The following is a 14,473-nucleotide window of genomic DNA, read 5'->3' on the forward strand; positions in this document are numbered from 1 at the left end:
CGCGTTCAGCGGGGCGAGACTGGGTGAGGGGCTTCTTCACTTTAGAAGTTCCAGGAGCCCTGCGCGTAGAAGCGCACTTTGCGGTGTTGGTCTTCGACCGCCGCGCGGCCATGCGTGGGCGTGGCCAGACTCATGCGCAGCGCATAGGCGCCGGCGCGAGCCCACACCAGCGACAGGCCGGCGCCGCCCAGCCAGCCGCGGTTGACATAGGACGGCTCACGCTGGATCAGGGCGGGGTCGTGCCGGTATTGCACGAAGGCGCCGTCGAAGAAGGCGGCCATGACCAGCTCGCTGGACCACTTGCCGAACAGGCTGGCCGGCGGCAGCCAGCGCAGTTCCAGGCTGGCCACGGTGCCGCTGTCGCCCGTGCCCTCGCCGGGGCCGAAGGCGCGCACGCCGTTGGGGCCGCCGGCACGAAACTGTTCGGTGGAGTCGAGGTTGGACATCGCCCACTGGCCGCGCACGGTGGCGTAGGCCAGCAGCCGGCCGCTGATGAGGTTCTGCAGCCGCGATGCCGAGAAGGTCAGCTTGCGGAACGTGGGCGCGTCGTCGCTGCCGCTGGGTGCGCCACCGACGAACTTCAGACGGCCCTGCAACAGATTCAGCTCGAAGGTGTTGACGCTGCCGCTGAGCAGGCTGTCACGGAAGTCGCCGCTGAAGCCGAGGTTGACGTCATCCACCCGCTTGCGCGTGGCCAGCGATGCGACGTTGTCGACATAGCGCTTCACGTCGGCCGAGCCCAGCACGAACAGATTGAGGTTGCGCGAGCGCACCCAGGGGTAGAGCGCGAACAGGTTGACCGTGGTGCCCGTGCCGCTGAGGTCCAGAGGGAACTCGTCGGTGTCCAGCTGGTAGCGCACGGCCGACAGCGAGGCGCCGGCCTTGAAGCCGTCGGCACCGATGGGGCTGGTGTAGCCCAGCAAAGCGAAGCGCAGACCGCCGGTGGCCGAGCTCAGGACCGACGCCGACAGCCCGTCGCCGCGGCCCAACGGGCTGGCCATGATGACCTGCCCGCCCAGGCGCTGGCCGCCGATGACCTCGGAGCCGTTCAGGTCGGCATCCACGCTGCCGCTGTAGCGCGCCTCGGCGCGCGGCGTGAATACCAGCGTGGCCGTGCCGGGGCGGGAACCAGCCCGCACCTCCGCCCGCGTGACGATGCCGCGCAGGTCGTTGATGAGGAACACCGTGCGCTCGACGGCGTCCACGGTCAGCACGTCTCCGGGCTTCAGGCGCTGCAGGTAGGCCTCCACCACTTCGCGGCGCACCGGCAGGCCTTCGCTCCAGTTCAGCACCACGCGGTCCAGCCGGCCTTCCAGCACGGCGATGCGTACGCCCTGGCCGTCGAACACCTGCTCGGGGATGTAGGCGTAGCCCAGGTAGTAGCCCAGGTCGCGCTGCAGGAAGCGGGTGACCTCGTTGGCGGCGTTGACGAGGTCCTCGAAGCCCTTGTCCTTGCCGGTGAAGGCCGCCGTCAGGCCCGGCAAGGCCGCGCGCAGCGCAGCGGGCGCGTCGGCGGCCAGCGTGTAGGCGGGCACGTCGATGCGCAACTCATCGTCGGGCTTGCCCAGTTCGCGCGCCACCGGCGGGCGCTCGGGCGGCAGCTCAGCGTTGCGCGCCACCTCGGGCGGGCGGGCCAGCTCACTGGCCGGCGGCACCACCGGCGGCGTGGCGGCTGCCGCGACGCCCAGCCCGACCGTCAGCATCGCGCCCGGCAACAGGCGGGCAGCGAGACGGCGGAGCGCTGGGATCAACGGGCGGGCGAGCGACAAGAGGCGGTTCCGGACGAAGGGTGGGGGCGGCGCTGCGAGCAGCCGCCCGACGAAGCCTGTGCCCGAGTCCTGGCCTGCCCTCGATCTGGCGGTCGCGTCCGGGATGAGTAGCGATGCGGGCCGTTGAGTTCCAGCGCCCCCGCATTCAGGCGCCCGTCCAACGGGCGGGCAGCCGATGTACAGACGAAAAAAGACCCGCTCGAGGCGGGTCTTTCGGGGTCAGCGGAAGCTGATGTGCTTATTCAGCGGCCTCGCCAGCGGTCTCGCCTTCGGCGCGGTCGACCAGTTCGACGTAGGCCATGGGGGCGTTGTCGCCGACGCGGAAGCCCATCTTCAGGATGCGGGTGTAGCCGCCCGGACGGGTCTTGAAGCGCGGGCCCAGCTCGTTGAAGAGCTTGGTGACGATGTCGCGGTCGCGCAGGCGGTCGAAAGCCAGGCGGCGGTTGGCCAGCGTGGGTTCCTTGGCGAGCGTGATCAGGGGCTCAACCACCTTGCGCAGTTCCTTGGCCTTGGGGACCGTGGTCTTGATCGCTTCGTGCTGCAGCAGCGAAACGCACATGTTGCGCAGCATGGCAGCGCGGTGGGCGCTGGTGCGGTTGAGTTTGCGGAGGCCGTTACGGTGACGCATGGTGCTTTTCCTTTCACTTCATTAATGCCGCCAGCCGGATCAGGTACTGGCGGGTGCACCGGGTGGCGTTGGTCAGCGCGCCACCCTTCCAAAAATTAACGCTTGTCCAGACCTTGCGGCGGCCAGTTTTCCAGGCGGGCGCCCAGAGTCAGACCGCGCGAAGCCAGCACTTCCTTGATTTCGTTGAGCGACTTGCGACCCAGGTTCGGGGTCTTCAGCAGCTCGGTCTCGGTGCGCTGGATGAGGTCGCCGATGTAGTAGATGTTTTCGGCCTTCAGGCAGTTGGCCGAACGCACGGTCAACTCGAGCTCGTCGACCGGGCGCAGCAGGATCGGGTCGAAGCTGCTGGAGCGCTGGGCCGGCTGGTCGAAGGCGTCGACCAGGTCGGTGCCTTGCAGCTGGGCGAACACGGCCAGTTGCTCAACCAGGATCTTGGCCGAGGCACGGATCGCTTCCTCGGGCGAGATGGCGCCGTTGGTTTCGATTTCCATGACCAGCTTGTCCAGGTCGGTACGCTGCTCGACCCGGGCGTTCTCGACGGCGTAGCTGACGCGCTTGACGGGCGAGAACGAGGCGTCGAGGACGATGCGGCCGATGCTCTTGGTCGGCTCGTCGCCGAAGCGGCGCATCGTGCCGGGCACGTAGCCACGGCCCTTCTCGACCTTGATCTGCATGTCCAGCTTGCCGCCTTGCGACAGGTGGGCAATGACGTGCTCGGGGTTGATGATCTCGACGTCGTGCGGGGTCTGGATGTCGGCCGCGGTGACGGGGCCTTCGCCTTCCTTGCGCAGGACCAGGGTCACTTCTTCACGGTTGTGCAGGCGGAAGACGACGCCCTTCAGGTTCAGCATGATGTGAACCACGTCCTCTTGCACACCGTCGATGGCCGAGTACTCGTGGAGCACGCCAGCAATCGTCACTTCCGTCGGCGCATAACCCACCATCGACGAGAGCAGCACACGGCGCAGGGCATTGCCCAGGGTGTGACCGTAGCCGCGTTCGAACGGCTCCAGCGTGACCTTGGCGCGATGACCGCCCAGGGGCTCCACGTTGATGGACTTGGGTTTGAGCAAGTTGGTTTGCATGAGGTCTTTCTTTCAATACCCTCGGTTCGTTACACCGATAAGGCTGAGGACCAGCCGGGCAGAGCCTTCGAGGGGCGAATGCCCGGACGAGGAAACGCCGACCGCACCCTTGCAGGCGTGGTCGGCGGGGAAAACATTAACGCGAGTACAACTCGACGATCAGCGATTCGTTGATCTCGGCGCCGAACTCATCGCGGTCCGGGGCCTTCTTGAACACGCCTTCCAGCTTGGTGCCGTCGACCTGAACCCAGGCCGGCAGGCCGATGGACTCGGCCAGCTTGAACGAGTCGGTCACGCGCAGCTGCTTCTTGGCCTTCTCGCGCACGGCGACGGTGTCACCGGCCTTGACCAGGTAGGAGGCGATGTTGACGACCTCGCCGTTCACCACGATGCCCTTGTGCGAAACCAGCTGACGGGCTTCTGCGCGGGTGGAGCCGAAGCCCATGCGGTACACGACGTTGTCCAGGCGCGATTCCAGCAGTTGCAGCAGGTTCACGCCGGTCGAGCCCTTGCGGCGCTCGGCTTCAGCGAAGTAGCGGCGGAACTGACGCTCCAGCACGCCGTACATGCGCTTGACCTTCTGCTTTTCGCGCAGTTGCAGGCCGAAGTCAGACGTGCGCTGACCCGAGGTGCGGCCGTGTTGGCCGGGCTTGCTGTCGAACTTGGCCTTGTCGCTGATGGCGCGGCGGGCGCTCTTCAGGAACAGGTCAGTGCCTTCGCGGCGGGAAAGTTTGGCCTTGGGGCCGAGGTAGCGTGCCACTTTGAGTGTCCTTGTTCAATCTGACGCCAGGGGGTGCCTGACGCGAGTCCAGCCGGTGTTGTTGTGGGCTTGGACGGTGGGCTTATGAGCAGCCCCAACATGAAGCTGACTCAAGACTGAAGCCGGCGCGGCACGAAAGTGCCCGCCGGCTCCGGGAAAACGCGCGATTATCGCACCGTCATCCGAATCTGCAAAATCCTTGTCACCTGAAGGTGCGCGGACTCAGACGTCGAATTAGATACGACGACGCTTCTGCGGACGGCAGCCGTTGTGCGGCACCGGCGTCACGTCGGAGATCGAGTTGATGCGGATGCCCAGAGCTGCCAGGGCACGCACCGACGACTCACGACCCGGGCCCGGGCCCTTGATCTTGACGTCCAGATTCTTGATGCCTTGCTCTTGAGCAGCACGGCCGGCCACTTCAGCCGCCACCTGGGCTGCGAAGGGCGTCGACTTGCGCGAACCCTTGAAGCCTTGGCCACCCGACGAAGCCCACGACAGGGCGCCGCCTTGACGGTCGGTGATGGTGATGATGGTGTTGTTGAACGAAGCGTGAACGTGCGCGATGCCGTCAGCAACGTTCTTGCGGACCTTCTTGCGAACGCGTTGAGCCGCCGAATTGTTGGGAGCCTTTGCCATATTGACCTTCTTTCAGTTCGGGCAGCTTACTTCTTGCCGGTCGCAGCCGACTTGCGCGGACCCTTGCGGGTGCGGGCGTTCGTACGGGTGCGCTGGCCGCGCATCGGCAGGCCACGACGGTGACGGAAGCCACGATAGCAACCCAGATCCATCAGACGCTTGATGTTGATGGACTGCTCACGGCGCAGATCGCCTTCGATGGTCAGCTTGTTGACTTCGTCACGGATCTTTTCCAGATCGCCGTCAGTCAGGTCCTTGACCTTCTTGTCGAAAGGAATACCGCAGGTCGTGCAGATCTTCTGAGCGGTCGTACGGCCGATGCCGTAGATCGAGGTCAGGCCGATCTCAGTGTGCTTTTGCGGCGGAATGTTGATACCAGCAATACGTGCCATGGTGGTCCTCTAATTCTGTCGTGCGGCCAATCAGCCTTGGCGCTGCTTGTGGCGCGGGTCGGTGCAGATCACGCGCACCACACCCTTGCGGCGGATGATCTTGCAATTGCGGCACATCTGCTTGACGGATGCCGAAACTTTCATGGTCTGCTCCTTGGCCTAACTCTTTTTGCGCTCTTGACGCGTTCCCGGGGGTTCAAACAGCTCACTTCGCCCGGAACACGATGCGAGCACGACTCAAATCGTAGGGCGTCAGCTCCACGGTCACTTTGTCACCAGGCAGGATGCGGATGTAGTGCATGCGCATCTTGCCGGAGATGTGCCCGAGGACGACATGCCCGTTCTCTAACTTCACACGAAACGTTGCGTTGGGGAGGTTCTCCAGAATCTCGCCCTGCATTTGAATGACGTCGTCTTTCGACATGCCAAATCTTCGTGTGGGTTAAAACAAACTTTTCCTTAGAACAGCTCGCCGCCCTCAACTGGGCTTGAAGCTGGCCTTCTTCAGCAGTGACTCGTACTGCTGACTCATGATGTAACTCTGTACCTGAGCCCAGAAGTCCATCGTCACGACGACGATGATCAACAGGGATGTGCCGCCGAAGTAGAACGGAACGTTGTACTTCAGCGTCAGGAACTCGGGCAGCAAGCACACTGCGGTGATGTAGATCGCGCCAGCCAACGTCAGCCGGGACAGGATCTTGTCGATGTGCTTGGCTGTTTGGTCACCAGGGCGGATACCCGGGATGAACGCGCCGCTCTTCTTCAGGTTGTCAGCAGTCTCGCGGCTGTTGAACACCAGCGCCGTGTAGAAGAAGCAGAAGAACACGATCGCCGCGGCATACAACAGCACGTAGATCGGTTGACCCGGCGCCACCATGGCAGCCAGATCCTTCAGCCAGCGCAGGCCGTCACCGGTCGCGAACCAGCTCACCACCGTGGTCGGCAGCAGGATGATCGACGACGCGAAGATCGGCGGGATGACGCCCGACATGTTCAGCTTCAGCGGCAGGTGCGACGACTGGCCACCATAGACCTTGTTGCCGACCTGGCGCTTGGCGTAATTCACCAGGATCTTGCGCTGACCACGTTCGACGAACACGACGACATAGGTCACCAGCACGATCAGTGCCACGATGAACAGTGCCGTGCCATAGCCCATTGCGCCGGTACGCACCAGTTCGAACAGGCCTCCGATCGCGCCGGGCAAGCCAGCTGCGATACCCGCAAAGATCAGGATGGAGATGCCATTGCCCAGACCACGCTCGGTGATCTGCTCACCCAGCCACATCAGGAACATCGTGCCGGCCACCAGACTGGACACCGCGGTCACGCGGAACCCGAAGCCAGGGCTCACAACCAAGCCCGCAGAACCTTCCAGCGCCAGTGCAATCGACAGGCTCTGGAACAACGCCAGACCCAGCGTCGCATAGCGTGTGTATTGCGTGATCTTCCGACGTCCCGCTTCGCCTTCCTTCTTCAACTGCTCCAGTGTCGGGACGACATATCCCATCAACTGGATGACGATGGACGCGGAGATGTAAGGCGTGATGCCCAACGCGAACACGGTGAAGCGCGACAGCGCACCGCCCGAGAACATGTTGAACAGGCTCAGGATGCCACCCGCCTGACCTTCGAAGAACTTGGCGAGCTGCGCCGGGTCGATACCGGGCACGGGGATATGCGCCCCGATGCGGTAGACGACCAGGGCCAGCAGCAGGAACACAAGCCGGCGACGCAGGTCGCCGAACTTGCCGCTCTTGGCCAGCTGATTCGCGTTGGTAGCCACGCTGGATCAGTTCCTTGTGTGCCGGATCAGGCGACCGAGCCGCCAGCCGCCTCGATGGCCGCCTTGGCGCCCTTCGTGGCGTTCACGCCCTTCAGCGCGACCTTGCGTTCGATCTTGCCAGCCAGGATGACCTTGACCGACTTGGTCAGCTGCGGCACCAGGCCGACGGCCTTCAGCGTCGACACGTCGATCTCTTCACCGGCCAGACCTTGCAGGTCCGTCAGCGTGATCTCGGCGTTGTACTTCAGCGTCAGCGACTTGAAGCCACGCTTGGGCAGGCGGCGCTGCAGCGGCATCTGACCGCCTTCGAAGCCGACCTTGTGGTAGCCACCAGCGCGGGACTTCTGACCCTTGTGACCGCGACCGGCGGTCTTGCCCAGGCCGGAGCCGATGCCACGGCCGACACGGCGCTTGGCATGCTTGGCGCCCGCTGCGGGCTTGATCGTGTTGAGTTCCATCGTCTTGTCCTCGAGGTGCGCGGCGCTTACAGCACCTGCACCAGATAGGCGATCTTGTTGATCATGCCGCGCACGGCGGGCGTGTCTTCCAGCGTGGACTGGCTGTTCAGCTTGCGCAGACCCAGGCCGGTCACGGTGGCACGGTGCGAGGCGCGGCAGCCGATGGGGCTGCGCACCAGCTTGACCGTCACGGTTTTCTTGTCAGACATCTTGTGCTCCGCTAAGGCGATCAGTTGAAGATTTCTTCAACCGTCTTGCCGCGCTTGGCAGCGACTTCCGACGCCGTCGTGGAACGCTTCAGAGCGTCCAGCGTGGCGCGGACCATGTTGTAAGGGTTGGTCGAACCGTGGCTCTTGCTCACGATGTCAGTCACGCCCATCACTTCGAAGACGGCGCGCATCGGGCCGCCGGCGATGACGCCGGTACCGACGGGAGCCGGGGCCAGCATGACGCGCGAGGCGCCGTGCTCACCGATCACGTTGTGGTGAACGGTGCCGTTCTTGAGCTGCACCTTGATCATGTTGCGGCGAGCCGATTCCATGGCCTTCTGCACGGCCACCGGAACTTCCTTGGCCTTGCCCTTGCCCATGCCGATACGGCCATCACCGTCGCCGACCACCGTCAGAGCAGCGAAGGACAGCGTACGGCCGCCCTTGACCACCTTCGTGACGCGGTTGACCGCGATCATCTTTTCCTTCAGGCCGTCGTCGTTGCCTTCAGCCTGCGCGCCGCGGGGTTGAAACTTTGCCATTTCGTATTCCTATGCGTCAGAACTGCAGACCGGCTTCGCGGGCTGCTTCGGCCAGTGCCTTGACACGGCCGTGGTAGGCGAAGCCCGAGCGGTCGAAAGCGACCTTCTCGACGCCAGCAGCCTTGGCCTTCTCGGCGATCAGCTTGCCGACCAGCGTGGCAGCAGCGACGTTGCCACCGTTGCTCACCTGTTCGCGAACCGACTTCTCGGCCGTGGAAGCAGCAGCCAGCACCTTGTCGCCGTCTTCCGACAGGACCTGGGCGTAGATGTGCAGGTTGGAGCGGAACACCGTCAGACGGGCCACGCGCTGGATCGCAATGCGAGCGCGGGTCTGGCGCGAACGACGCAGGCGTTGTTCTTTCTTGGTCATCATGGCGCTGCTCCTTACTTCTTCTTGGTCTCTTTGAGGGAGACCTTCTCATCCGAGTAACGGATGCCCTTGCCCTTGTAGGGCTCGGGCGGGCGGAAGGCACGCACTTCGGCGGCGATCTGGCCGACGACCTGGCGGTCAGCGCCCTTGATGATGATTTCGGTCTGGGTGGGGCACTCGACCTTGATGCCGGCCGGCATGTCCTTCACCACGGGGTGAGAGAAGCCGATCTGCAGGTTGAGCTTTTGGCCTTGAGCCTGGGCACGGAAACCCACGCCCACCAGGTTCAGCTTGCGCTCGAAACCCTTGCTGACGCCGTTGACCATGTTGGCCACCAGCGCGCGCATCGTGCCGCTCATCGCATCGGCTTCGGCCGACTCGTTGGCGGGCACGAAGCTCAGCTTGCCGGCTTCGTTCTTGACGGTGACGAGCTTGTTGACCGGACGCACCAGCGTGCCGAGCGAGCCCTTGACGCTGATCGAGTCAGCGGACACGGTCACATCCACGCCTTGCGGGACGTTGACCGGCATTTTTCCAACGCGGGACATTGTTTCCTACTCCTTCGCTTAGGCGACGTAGCAGAGCACTTCGCCGCCGATACCGGCAGCGCGCGCCTTGCGGTCGGTCATGACGCCTTGCGGGGTCGTGACGATCGCGACGCCCAGGCCATTCATGACCTGAGGAATGTCGTGGCGGCCCTTGTAGATGCGCAGGCCGGGACGGCTGACGCGCTCGATACGCTCGATGACCGGGCGGCCAGCGTAGTACTTCAGCGAGATTTCCAGCTCGGGGCGAGCTGCCTCGCCGCGAACGGCGAAGTCGTCGATGTAGCCTTCGTCCTTCAGGACCTTGGCAATCGCCACCTTCAGCTTGGACGACGGCATCACAACGTTCGTCTTCTCGACGATCTGCGCGTTGCGGATGCGGGTCAGCATATCGGCGATGGGATCACTCATGCTCATTTGCGATTACTCCTGTCGGCCGATTACCAGCTGGCCTTGACGACACCGGGGATGTCGCCCTTGAAGGCCAGTTCACGAATCTTGTTACGGGCCAAGCCGAACTTGCGGAAGGTGCCGCGCGGACGACCCGTCAGCTCGCAGCGGTTGCGCAGGCGAGTGGGGTAGGCATTGCGGGGCAGCTTTTGCAGCTCGAGGCGAGCGACGTAGCGCTCTTCATCGGACTTCTTGCTGTCGTCGATGATGGCCTTCAGTTCCGCGTACTTCTTGGCGAACTTGGCGACGAGCGCCTCGCGCTTCAGCTCACGTTGTTTGATCGAGAGTTTTGCCACGATTCACCTCAGTTCTTGAACGGAAACTTGAACGCAGCCAGCAGCGCCTTGGCTTCGTCGTCCGTCTTGGCAGTCGTCGTGATGCTGATGTTCAGACCACGCAGAGCATCCACCTTGTCGTATTCGATTTCGGGGAAGATGATCTGTTCTTTGACGCCGATGTTGTAGTTGCCACGACCGTCGAACGAGCGGCCGGAGATACCACGGAAGTCACGAACGCGCGGCAGCGCGATCGTCACGAAGCGGTCCAGGAATTCGTACATCTGGACGCCGCGCAGCGTGACCATCGCACCGATGGGCACGTTGTCGCGGATCTTGAAGCCGGCGATTGCCTTCTTCGACTTGGTGACGACGGGCTTCTGGCCGGCGATCTTGGTCAGGTCGCCAACGGCGTGGTCCATGACCTTCTTGTCGGCGACGGCCTCGCTCACGCCCATGTTCAGCGTGATCTTGGTGATGCGCGGCACTTCCATGATCGACTTGTAGCCGAACTTCTCGACCAGGCCGGGCACGATTTTTTCGCGGTATTGCGTTTGCAGACGAGCCATGACGGACCTCTTAAGCCTTGATCTCTTCGCCGGTCGACTTGAACACGCGCACCCGCTTGCCGTCGACGAGCTTGACGCCCACGCGATCGGCCTTGCCGGAAGCGGCGTTGAAGATCGCCACGTTGGATTGATGGATGGGCATGGTCTTGTCGACGACGCCGCCGGTGGTGCCCTTCATGGGGTTGGGCTTGACGTGCTTCTTGACGACATTCACGCCCTCGACCACCACGTGGTCGGCGTCAGTGCGAGCGGACACGGTGCCGCGCTTGCCCTTGTCGCGGCCGGTCAACACGATGACCTGGTCGCCGGTACGGATCTTGTTCATGGCTTACCTCAGACAGTGGGGGCTCAGAGCACCTCGGGGGCCAGCGACACGATCTTCATGAAGCGCTCGGTACGCAGTTCACGCGTGACCGGGCCGAAGATGCGGGTGCCGATGGGCTCCAGCTTGGCGTTGAGCAGCACGGCGGCATTGCCGTCGAACTTGACGAGCGAGCCGTCTTGGCGGCGCACGCCCTTGGCGGTACGAACCACCACGGCGCTGTAGACCTCGCCCTTCTTCACGCGACCACGCGGGGCAGCTTCTTTGATGCTGACCTTGATGATGTCGCCAATGTGCGCATAGCGGCGCTTGGAGCCGCCCAGCACCTTGATGCACTGAACGGACTTAGCGCCAGTGTTGTCCGCGACATCAAGCCGCGATTGCATTTGGATCATGTCTGTCCCCAACTTGCCCCGAGTTGCCTGCTTTGCAGCGCGACGCGTCGGTCAGTCTTGGGCCCGTGAATCGTTCAGCTTGGTTCTCACCAGCGCTGCCCGACGGTTGAGGGCGGATCCGAAGCCAGGCAGTTGCAAGCGAGGGTGCTCACGGGCCTGACGTTCGGCGAAGCTGCGCATTATGCAGCGAGAACCCGAAGGCCGTCAATGCCTGGCGCAGAAGTTTTTGAAGGGCCGGTGTCGCCGACCTTTCCGCGGAGGCCGATGGCTCAGGCGGCCTTGGCCTGCGCGAGCATCGTGGCGGCGTCGCTCACCTCGAATTTGCCGGGGGCTTCGATGTTCAGCGTCTTGACGACACCATCCTTGACCAGCATCGAGTAGCGCTGCGAGCGCACGCCCATGCCCTTGGCGGTCAGGTCCATCGTCAGGCCAGTGGCTTGCGCGAACGCGGCGCTGCCGTCGGCCATCATGCGAACCTTGCCAGCGGTCTTCTGGTCACGGCCCCAAGCGCCCATGACGAAGGCGTCGTTGACCGACACGCACCAGATCTCGTCGACACCGGCAGCCTTGAAGGCTTCTGCGGACTCGACATAGCCGGGCACGTGCTTGGCCGAACAGGTCGGCGTGAAGGCGCCGGGGAGCGCGAAGATCGCGACGGTCTTGCCGGCCGTGGCCTTCTCGATGTCGAAGCTGTTGGGGCCGAGCGAGCAGCCCTCGCCTTCCACTTCGATGAATTCCTGCAGGCTGCCGGCGGGCAGCTTGTCGCCGATCTTGATCATGGTGTGGCTCCTGATGGGATGGTGTTCTTCAATTGAAAAACCGGCGCGCCAGTTGCCCAGCGCGCCGGTTGTGCAGCGGTCATGAGACCGGTGTCTTCTTAGACGATCTCGGCCTTCTCGACCAGGCGAGTCACGACCCAGCTCTTGGTCTTGGAGATCGGACGGCCTTCGCTGATCTCGACGACGTCGCCCATCTTGTACTCGCCCTTTTCGTCGTGGGCGTGGTACTTGCGGGAACGGGCCACGATCTTGCCGTACAGCTCGTGCTTGGCGCGACGCTCGACCAGGACGGTGACCGTCTTGGCGCGCTTGTCGCTCACCACGCGACCGACCAGGGTGCGGGTGTTCTTGGCTTGGGCCTCAGTCATTTCGTGGCCTCCTTCTTCTTCTGCGCCAGGATGGTTTTGGCACGAGCGATGTCGCGGCGGGTCTTGCCCAGCTGGCTGTGGTTGGTCAGCTGCTGGGTAGCCTTTTGCATGCGCAGGCCGAAGTGTGCCTTCAGCAGGTCGGTCACTTCCTTCTCGAGGGCAGCGACGTCCTTGGCGCGGAGTTCAGTTGCTTTCGTCATGGTGTCTTCCTCAGGTACCGACCTGGCGGGCCACGAAGGTGCAACGCAGCGGCAGCTTGGCAGCAGCCAGCGTGAACGCTTCACGAGCCAGCGTCTCGGGGACGCCGTTGACCTCGTAGATCACCTTGCCGGGCTGGATTTCGGCAACGTAGTACTCGGGGTTGCCCTTGCCGTTACCCATCCGAACTTCGGCGGGCTTCTGCGAGATGGGCTTGTCCGGGAACACGCGGATGAAGATCCGGCCGCCACGCTTGATGTGGCGCGAGATCGCACGGCGAGCCGCTTCGATCTGGCGAGCCGTCAGACGGCCGCGTTCCGTGGCCTTCAGGCCGAAGTCACCGAAAGACACCGCGGCGCCGCGAGTCGCAACACCAGTGTTGCGGCCCTTCTGCTCCTTGCGGTACTTGCGACGATTAGGTTGCAGCATGTTTATTCTCCTTTGGCCTCACCGGCGGCGGGAGCCTTGCGGATCACGCGCTTACCGGCGGGCTTGGCTGCGTCACCCGTGGGGGCGGCGGCAGCGGGCTGGTCTGCTCCGTCACGCGGGCCACGGTCGCCACCCGGGCGGCCACGGCCACCGGGAGCGCCCGGACGGGCGTTACGGCGCGGGCGACGATCGTCTTCGGCGCCTGCGGGGGTGTTGATGACCGGAGCCTCGCCATTGGCAAGACGGTCACCGCGATAGACCCAGACCTTGACGCCGATGACGCCGTAGGTGGTCTTGGCTTCCGAGAAGCCGTAGTCGATGTCGGCCTTCAGGGTGTGCAGGGGCACACGACCTTCGCGATACCACTCGGTACGAGCGATTTCGATGCCGTTCAGACGACCAGCGCTCATGATCTTGATGCCTTGGGCACCCAGACGCATGGCGTTCTGCATCGCGCGCTTCATCGCGCGGCGGAACATGATGCGCTTTTCGAGCTGCTGGGTGATCGAGTCGGCGATCAGCTGGGCATCGACTTCAGGCTTGCGCACTTCTTCGATGTTGACGGCGACGGGCACGCCCAGACGCTTGGTCAGCTCAGCCTTCAGCGCTTCGATGTCTTCACCCTTCTTGCCGATCACGACGCCCGGGCGAGCCGAGAAAATCGTGATGCGGGCGTTCTTGGCGGGACGCTCGATCAGGATGCGCGAAACAGCGGCGTTCTTGAGCTTGGCCTTCAGGTAGTCACGAACCTGCAGATCTTCGGCCAGCATGCTGGCGAAGTTCTGGTTGTTCGCGTACCAGCGCGAAGCCCAGTTACGGGTGACAGGAAGGCGGAAGCCAACCGGATGGATTTTCTGTCCCATAGTCTTCCTAACGCCTTAGTTGCCGACGGCCACGAAGATGTGGCACGTGGGCTTGCTGATGCGGTTGCCGCGGCCCTTGGCGCGAGCCGAGAAGCGCTTCAGCGTGGCACCCTGTTCGACGTAGATCGAGGTGACCTTGAGGTCATCAATGTCAGCGCCGTCGTTGTGCTCGGCGTTGGCGATGGCGCTTTCCAGCGCCTTCTTGATGATCACGGCCGCCTTCTTCTGGGTGAAGGTCAGGATGTTGAGGGCCTGATCCACCTTCTTGCCGCGGATCAGGTCGGCCACGAGGCGGCCCTTGTCACACGACAGGCGGACGCCACGGACGATTGCTTTGGTTTCCATCGTCTCTAGTCCTTACTTCTTCCCGGCCTTCTTGTCGGCCGGGTGGCCCTTGAAGGTGCGGGTCAGTGCGAATTCACCCAGCTTGTGGCCGACCATCTGGTCAGACACATAGACCGGCACGTGCTGCTTGCCGTTGTGCACGGCGATCGTCAGACCGATGAACTCGGGCAGGATCGTCGAGCGACGCGACCAGGTCTTGATGGGCTTCTTGTCCTTGTTGGCAACTGCCTTGTCGACCTTGGCCTGCAGGTGGTGGTCAACGAAGGGGCCCTTCTTCAGCGAACGAGTCATGGC

At 63.5% G+C, this 14,473-nt stretch carries 26 protein-coding genes; all 26 read right to left on the reverse strand.

Features of this window, described 5'->3' with window-relative positions:
- Positions 1-41 precede the first annotated feature (41 nt).
- The 26 genes from J2X21_RS14960 to rpsS all read right to left on the reverse strand — a co-directional run bounded on the left by J2X21_RS14960 (position 42) and on the right by rpsS (position 14,470).
- Complete coding sequence (locus J2X21_RS14960; protein WP_310329988.1) at positions 42-1,751, reverse strand: ShlB/FhaC/HecB family hemolysin secretion/activation protein; 1,710 nt, start codon at positions 1,749-1,751, stop codon at positions 42-44.
- 256 nt (positions 1,752-2,007) lie between these two features.
- The gene (gene rplQ, locus J2X21_RS14965; protein WP_310329990.1) at positions 2,008-2,397 is read right to left on the reverse strand and encodes a 50S ribosomal protein L17; all 390 of its coding nucleotides are present in this window, start codon (positions 2,395-2,397) and stop codon (positions 2,008-2,010) included.
- A gap of 95 nt (positions 2,398-2,492) precedes the next feature.
- Positions 2,493-3,482, reverse strand: a complete 990-nt coding sequence (locus J2X21_RS14970) for a DNA-directed RNA polymerase subunit alpha (protein ID WP_056194188.1) — start codon at positions 3,480-3,482, stop codon at positions 2,493-2,495.
- 136 nt (positions 3,483-3,618) lie between these two features.
- Positions 3,619-4,242, reverse strand: a complete 624-nt coding sequence (gene rpsD / locus J2X21_RS14975; RefSeq protein WP_310329991.1) for a 30S ribosomal protein S4 — start codon at positions 4,240-4,242, stop codon at positions 3,619-3,621.
- Positions 4,243-4,476: 234 nt separating this feature from the next.
- A complete protein-coding gene (gene rpsK, locus J2X21_RS14980) occupies positions 4,477-4,881 on the reverse strand; it encodes a 30S ribosomal protein S11 (RefSeq protein ID WP_056194196.1) in 405 nt (134 codons plus the stop codon).
- A 26-nt stretch (positions 4,882-4,907) separates the two neighbouring features.
- Positions 4,908-5,273 carry a 30S ribosomal protein S13 gene (rpsM, locus tag J2X21_RS14985; protein ID WP_268154334.1) on the reverse strand — a complete coding sequence of 122 codons (366 nt, stop codon included), beginning with the start codon at positions 5,271-5,273 and terminating at the stop codon, positions 4,908-4,910.
- A 30-nt stretch (positions 5,274-5,303) separates the two neighbouring features.
- The gene (rpmJ, locus tag J2X21_RS14990; RefSeq protein WP_056194202.1) at positions 5,304-5,417 is read right to left on the reverse strand and encodes a 50S ribosomal protein L36; all 114 of its coding nucleotides are present in this window, start codon (positions 5,415-5,417) and stop codon (positions 5,304-5,306) included.
- A gap of 61 nt (positions 5,418-5,478) precedes the next feature.
- Entirely contained in the window at positions 5,479-5,697 is a 219-nt protein-coding gene (gene infA / locus J2X21_RS14995) for a translation initiation factor IF-1 (protein WP_011830996.1), read from the reverse strand.
- A gap of 54 nt (positions 5,698-5,751) precedes the next feature.
- Positions 5,752-7,062 carry a preprotein translocase subunit SecY gene (gene secY, locus J2X21_RS15000; RefSeq protein WP_310329993.1) on the reverse strand — a complete coding sequence of 437 codons (1,311 nt, stop codon included), beginning with the start codon at positions 7,060-7,062 and terminating at the stop codon, positions 5,752-5,754.
- A gap of 26 nt (positions 7,063-7,088) precedes the next feature.
- A complete protein-coding gene (gene rplO, locus J2X21_RS15005; protein WP_310329994.1) occupies positions 7,089-7,520 on the reverse strand; it encodes a 50S ribosomal protein L15 in 432 nt (143 codons plus the stop codon).
- A gap of 26 nt (positions 7,521-7,546) precedes the next feature.
- Positions 7,547-7,729 (reverse strand): 50S ribosomal protein L30, encoded by a 183-nt coding sequence (gene rpmD / locus J2X21_RS15010; RefSeq protein WP_119046645.1) that lies wholly within the window; start codon positions 7,727-7,729, stop codon positions 7,547-7,549.
- A 20-nt stretch (positions 7,730-7,749) separates the two neighbouring features.
- Entirely contained in the window at positions 7,750-8,271 is a 522-nt protein-coding gene (rpsE, locus tag J2X21_RS15015; protein WP_268169241.1) for a 30S ribosomal protein S5, read from the reverse strand.
- A gap of 16 nt (positions 8,272-8,287) precedes the next feature.
- Complete coding sequence (gene rplR / locus J2X21_RS15020; RefSeq protein ID WP_310329995.1) at positions 8,288-8,644, reverse strand: 50S ribosomal protein L18; 357 nt, start codon at positions 8,642-8,644, stop codon at positions 8,288-8,290.
- 11 nt (positions 8,645-8,655) lie between these two features.
- A complete protein-coding gene (gene rplF, locus J2X21_RS15025; protein WP_310329996.1) occupies positions 8,656-9,189 on the reverse strand; it encodes a 50S ribosomal protein L6 in 534 nt (177 codons plus the stop codon).
- 18 nt (positions 9,190-9,207) lie between these two features.
- Positions 9,208-9,603 (reverse strand): 30S ribosomal protein S8, encoded by a 396-nt coding sequence (gene rpsH / locus J2X21_RS15030; protein WP_119046642.1) that lies wholly within the window; start codon positions 9,601-9,603, stop codon positions 9,208-9,210.
- 23 nt (positions 9,604-9,626) lie between these two features.
- Entirely contained in the window at positions 9,627-9,932 is a 306-nt protein-coding gene (gene rpsN / locus J2X21_RS15035; protein WP_310329997.1) for a 30S ribosomal protein S14, read from the reverse strand.
- A gap of 8 nt (positions 9,933-9,940) precedes the next feature.
- On the reverse strand, positions 9,941-10,480 hold the full coding sequence (rplE, locus tag J2X21_RS15040) for a 50S ribosomal protein L5 (protein WP_310329998.1): 540 nt from the start codon (positions 10,478-10,480) through the stop codon (positions 9,941-9,943).
- A gap of 10 nt (positions 10,481-10,490) precedes the next feature.
- The gene (rplX, locus tag J2X21_RS15045) at positions 10,491-10,805 is read right to left on the reverse strand and encodes a 50S ribosomal protein L24 (protein ID WP_310329999.1); all 315 of its coding nucleotides are present in this window, start codon (positions 10,803-10,805) and stop codon (positions 10,491-10,493) included.
- Positions 10,806-10,828: 23 nt separating this feature from the next.
- Positions 10,829-11,197, reverse strand: a complete 369-nt coding sequence (gene rplN / locus J2X21_RS15050) for a 50S ribosomal protein L14 (protein WP_056194233.1) — start codon at positions 11,195-11,197, stop codon at positions 10,829-10,831.
- Positions 11,198-11,466: 269 nt separating this feature from the next.
- Positions 11,467-11,976, reverse strand: a complete 510-nt coding sequence (locus J2X21_RS15055; protein ID WP_310330001.1) for a peroxiredoxin — start codon at positions 11,974-11,976, stop codon at positions 11,467-11,469.
- 98 nt (positions 11,977-12,074) lie between these two features.
- Positions 12,075-12,344, reverse strand: a complete 270-nt coding sequence (gene rpsQ / locus J2X21_RS15060) for a 30S ribosomal protein S17 (protein ID WP_310330002.1) — start codon at positions 12,342-12,344, stop codon at positions 12,075-12,077.
- Entirely contained in the window at positions 12,341-12,544 is a 204-nt protein-coding gene (gene rpmC / locus J2X21_RS15065; RefSeq protein WP_233374001.1) for a 50S ribosomal protein L29, read from the reverse strand. The genes rpsQ and rpmC overlap by 4 nt, the downstream gene beginning before the upstream one ends.
- A 10-nt stretch (positions 12,545-12,554) precedes the next feature.
- Positions 12,555-12,971 (reverse strand): 50S ribosomal protein L16, encoded by a 417-nt coding sequence (gene rplP, locus J2X21_RS15070; RefSeq protein WP_310330004.1) that lies wholly within the window; start codon positions 12,969-12,971, stop codon positions 12,555-12,557.
- A 2-nt stretch (positions 12,972-12,973) separates the two neighbouring features.
- Positions 12,974-13,834, reverse strand: coding sequence for a 30S ribosomal protein S3 (rpsC, locus tag J2X21_RS15075; protein WP_310330005.1), 861 nt, complete (start codon positions 13,832-13,834; stop codon positions 12,974-12,976).
- Between the two features lie 15 nt (positions 13,835-13,849).
- On the reverse strand, positions 13,850-14,179 hold the full coding sequence (rplV, locus tag J2X21_RS15080; RefSeq protein ID WP_310330007.1) for a 50S ribosomal protein L22: 330 nt from the start codon (positions 14,177-14,179) through the stop codon (positions 13,850-13,852).
- A gap of 12 nt (positions 14,180-14,191) precedes the next feature.
- Positions 14,192-14,470 (reverse strand): 30S ribosomal protein S19, encoded by a 279-nt coding sequence (rpsS, locus tag J2X21_RS15085; protein ID WP_088484478.1) that lies wholly within the window; start codon positions 14,468-14,470, stop codon positions 14,192-14,194.
- Between the last annotated feature and the right edge of the window lie 3 nt (positions 14,471-14,473).

Source organism: Roseateles asaccharophilus (genome assembly GCF_031458115.1).
GTDB lineage: Bacteria > Pseudomonadota > Gammaproteobacteria > Burkholderiales > Burkholderiaceae_C > Pelomonas > Pelomonas asaccharophilus_A.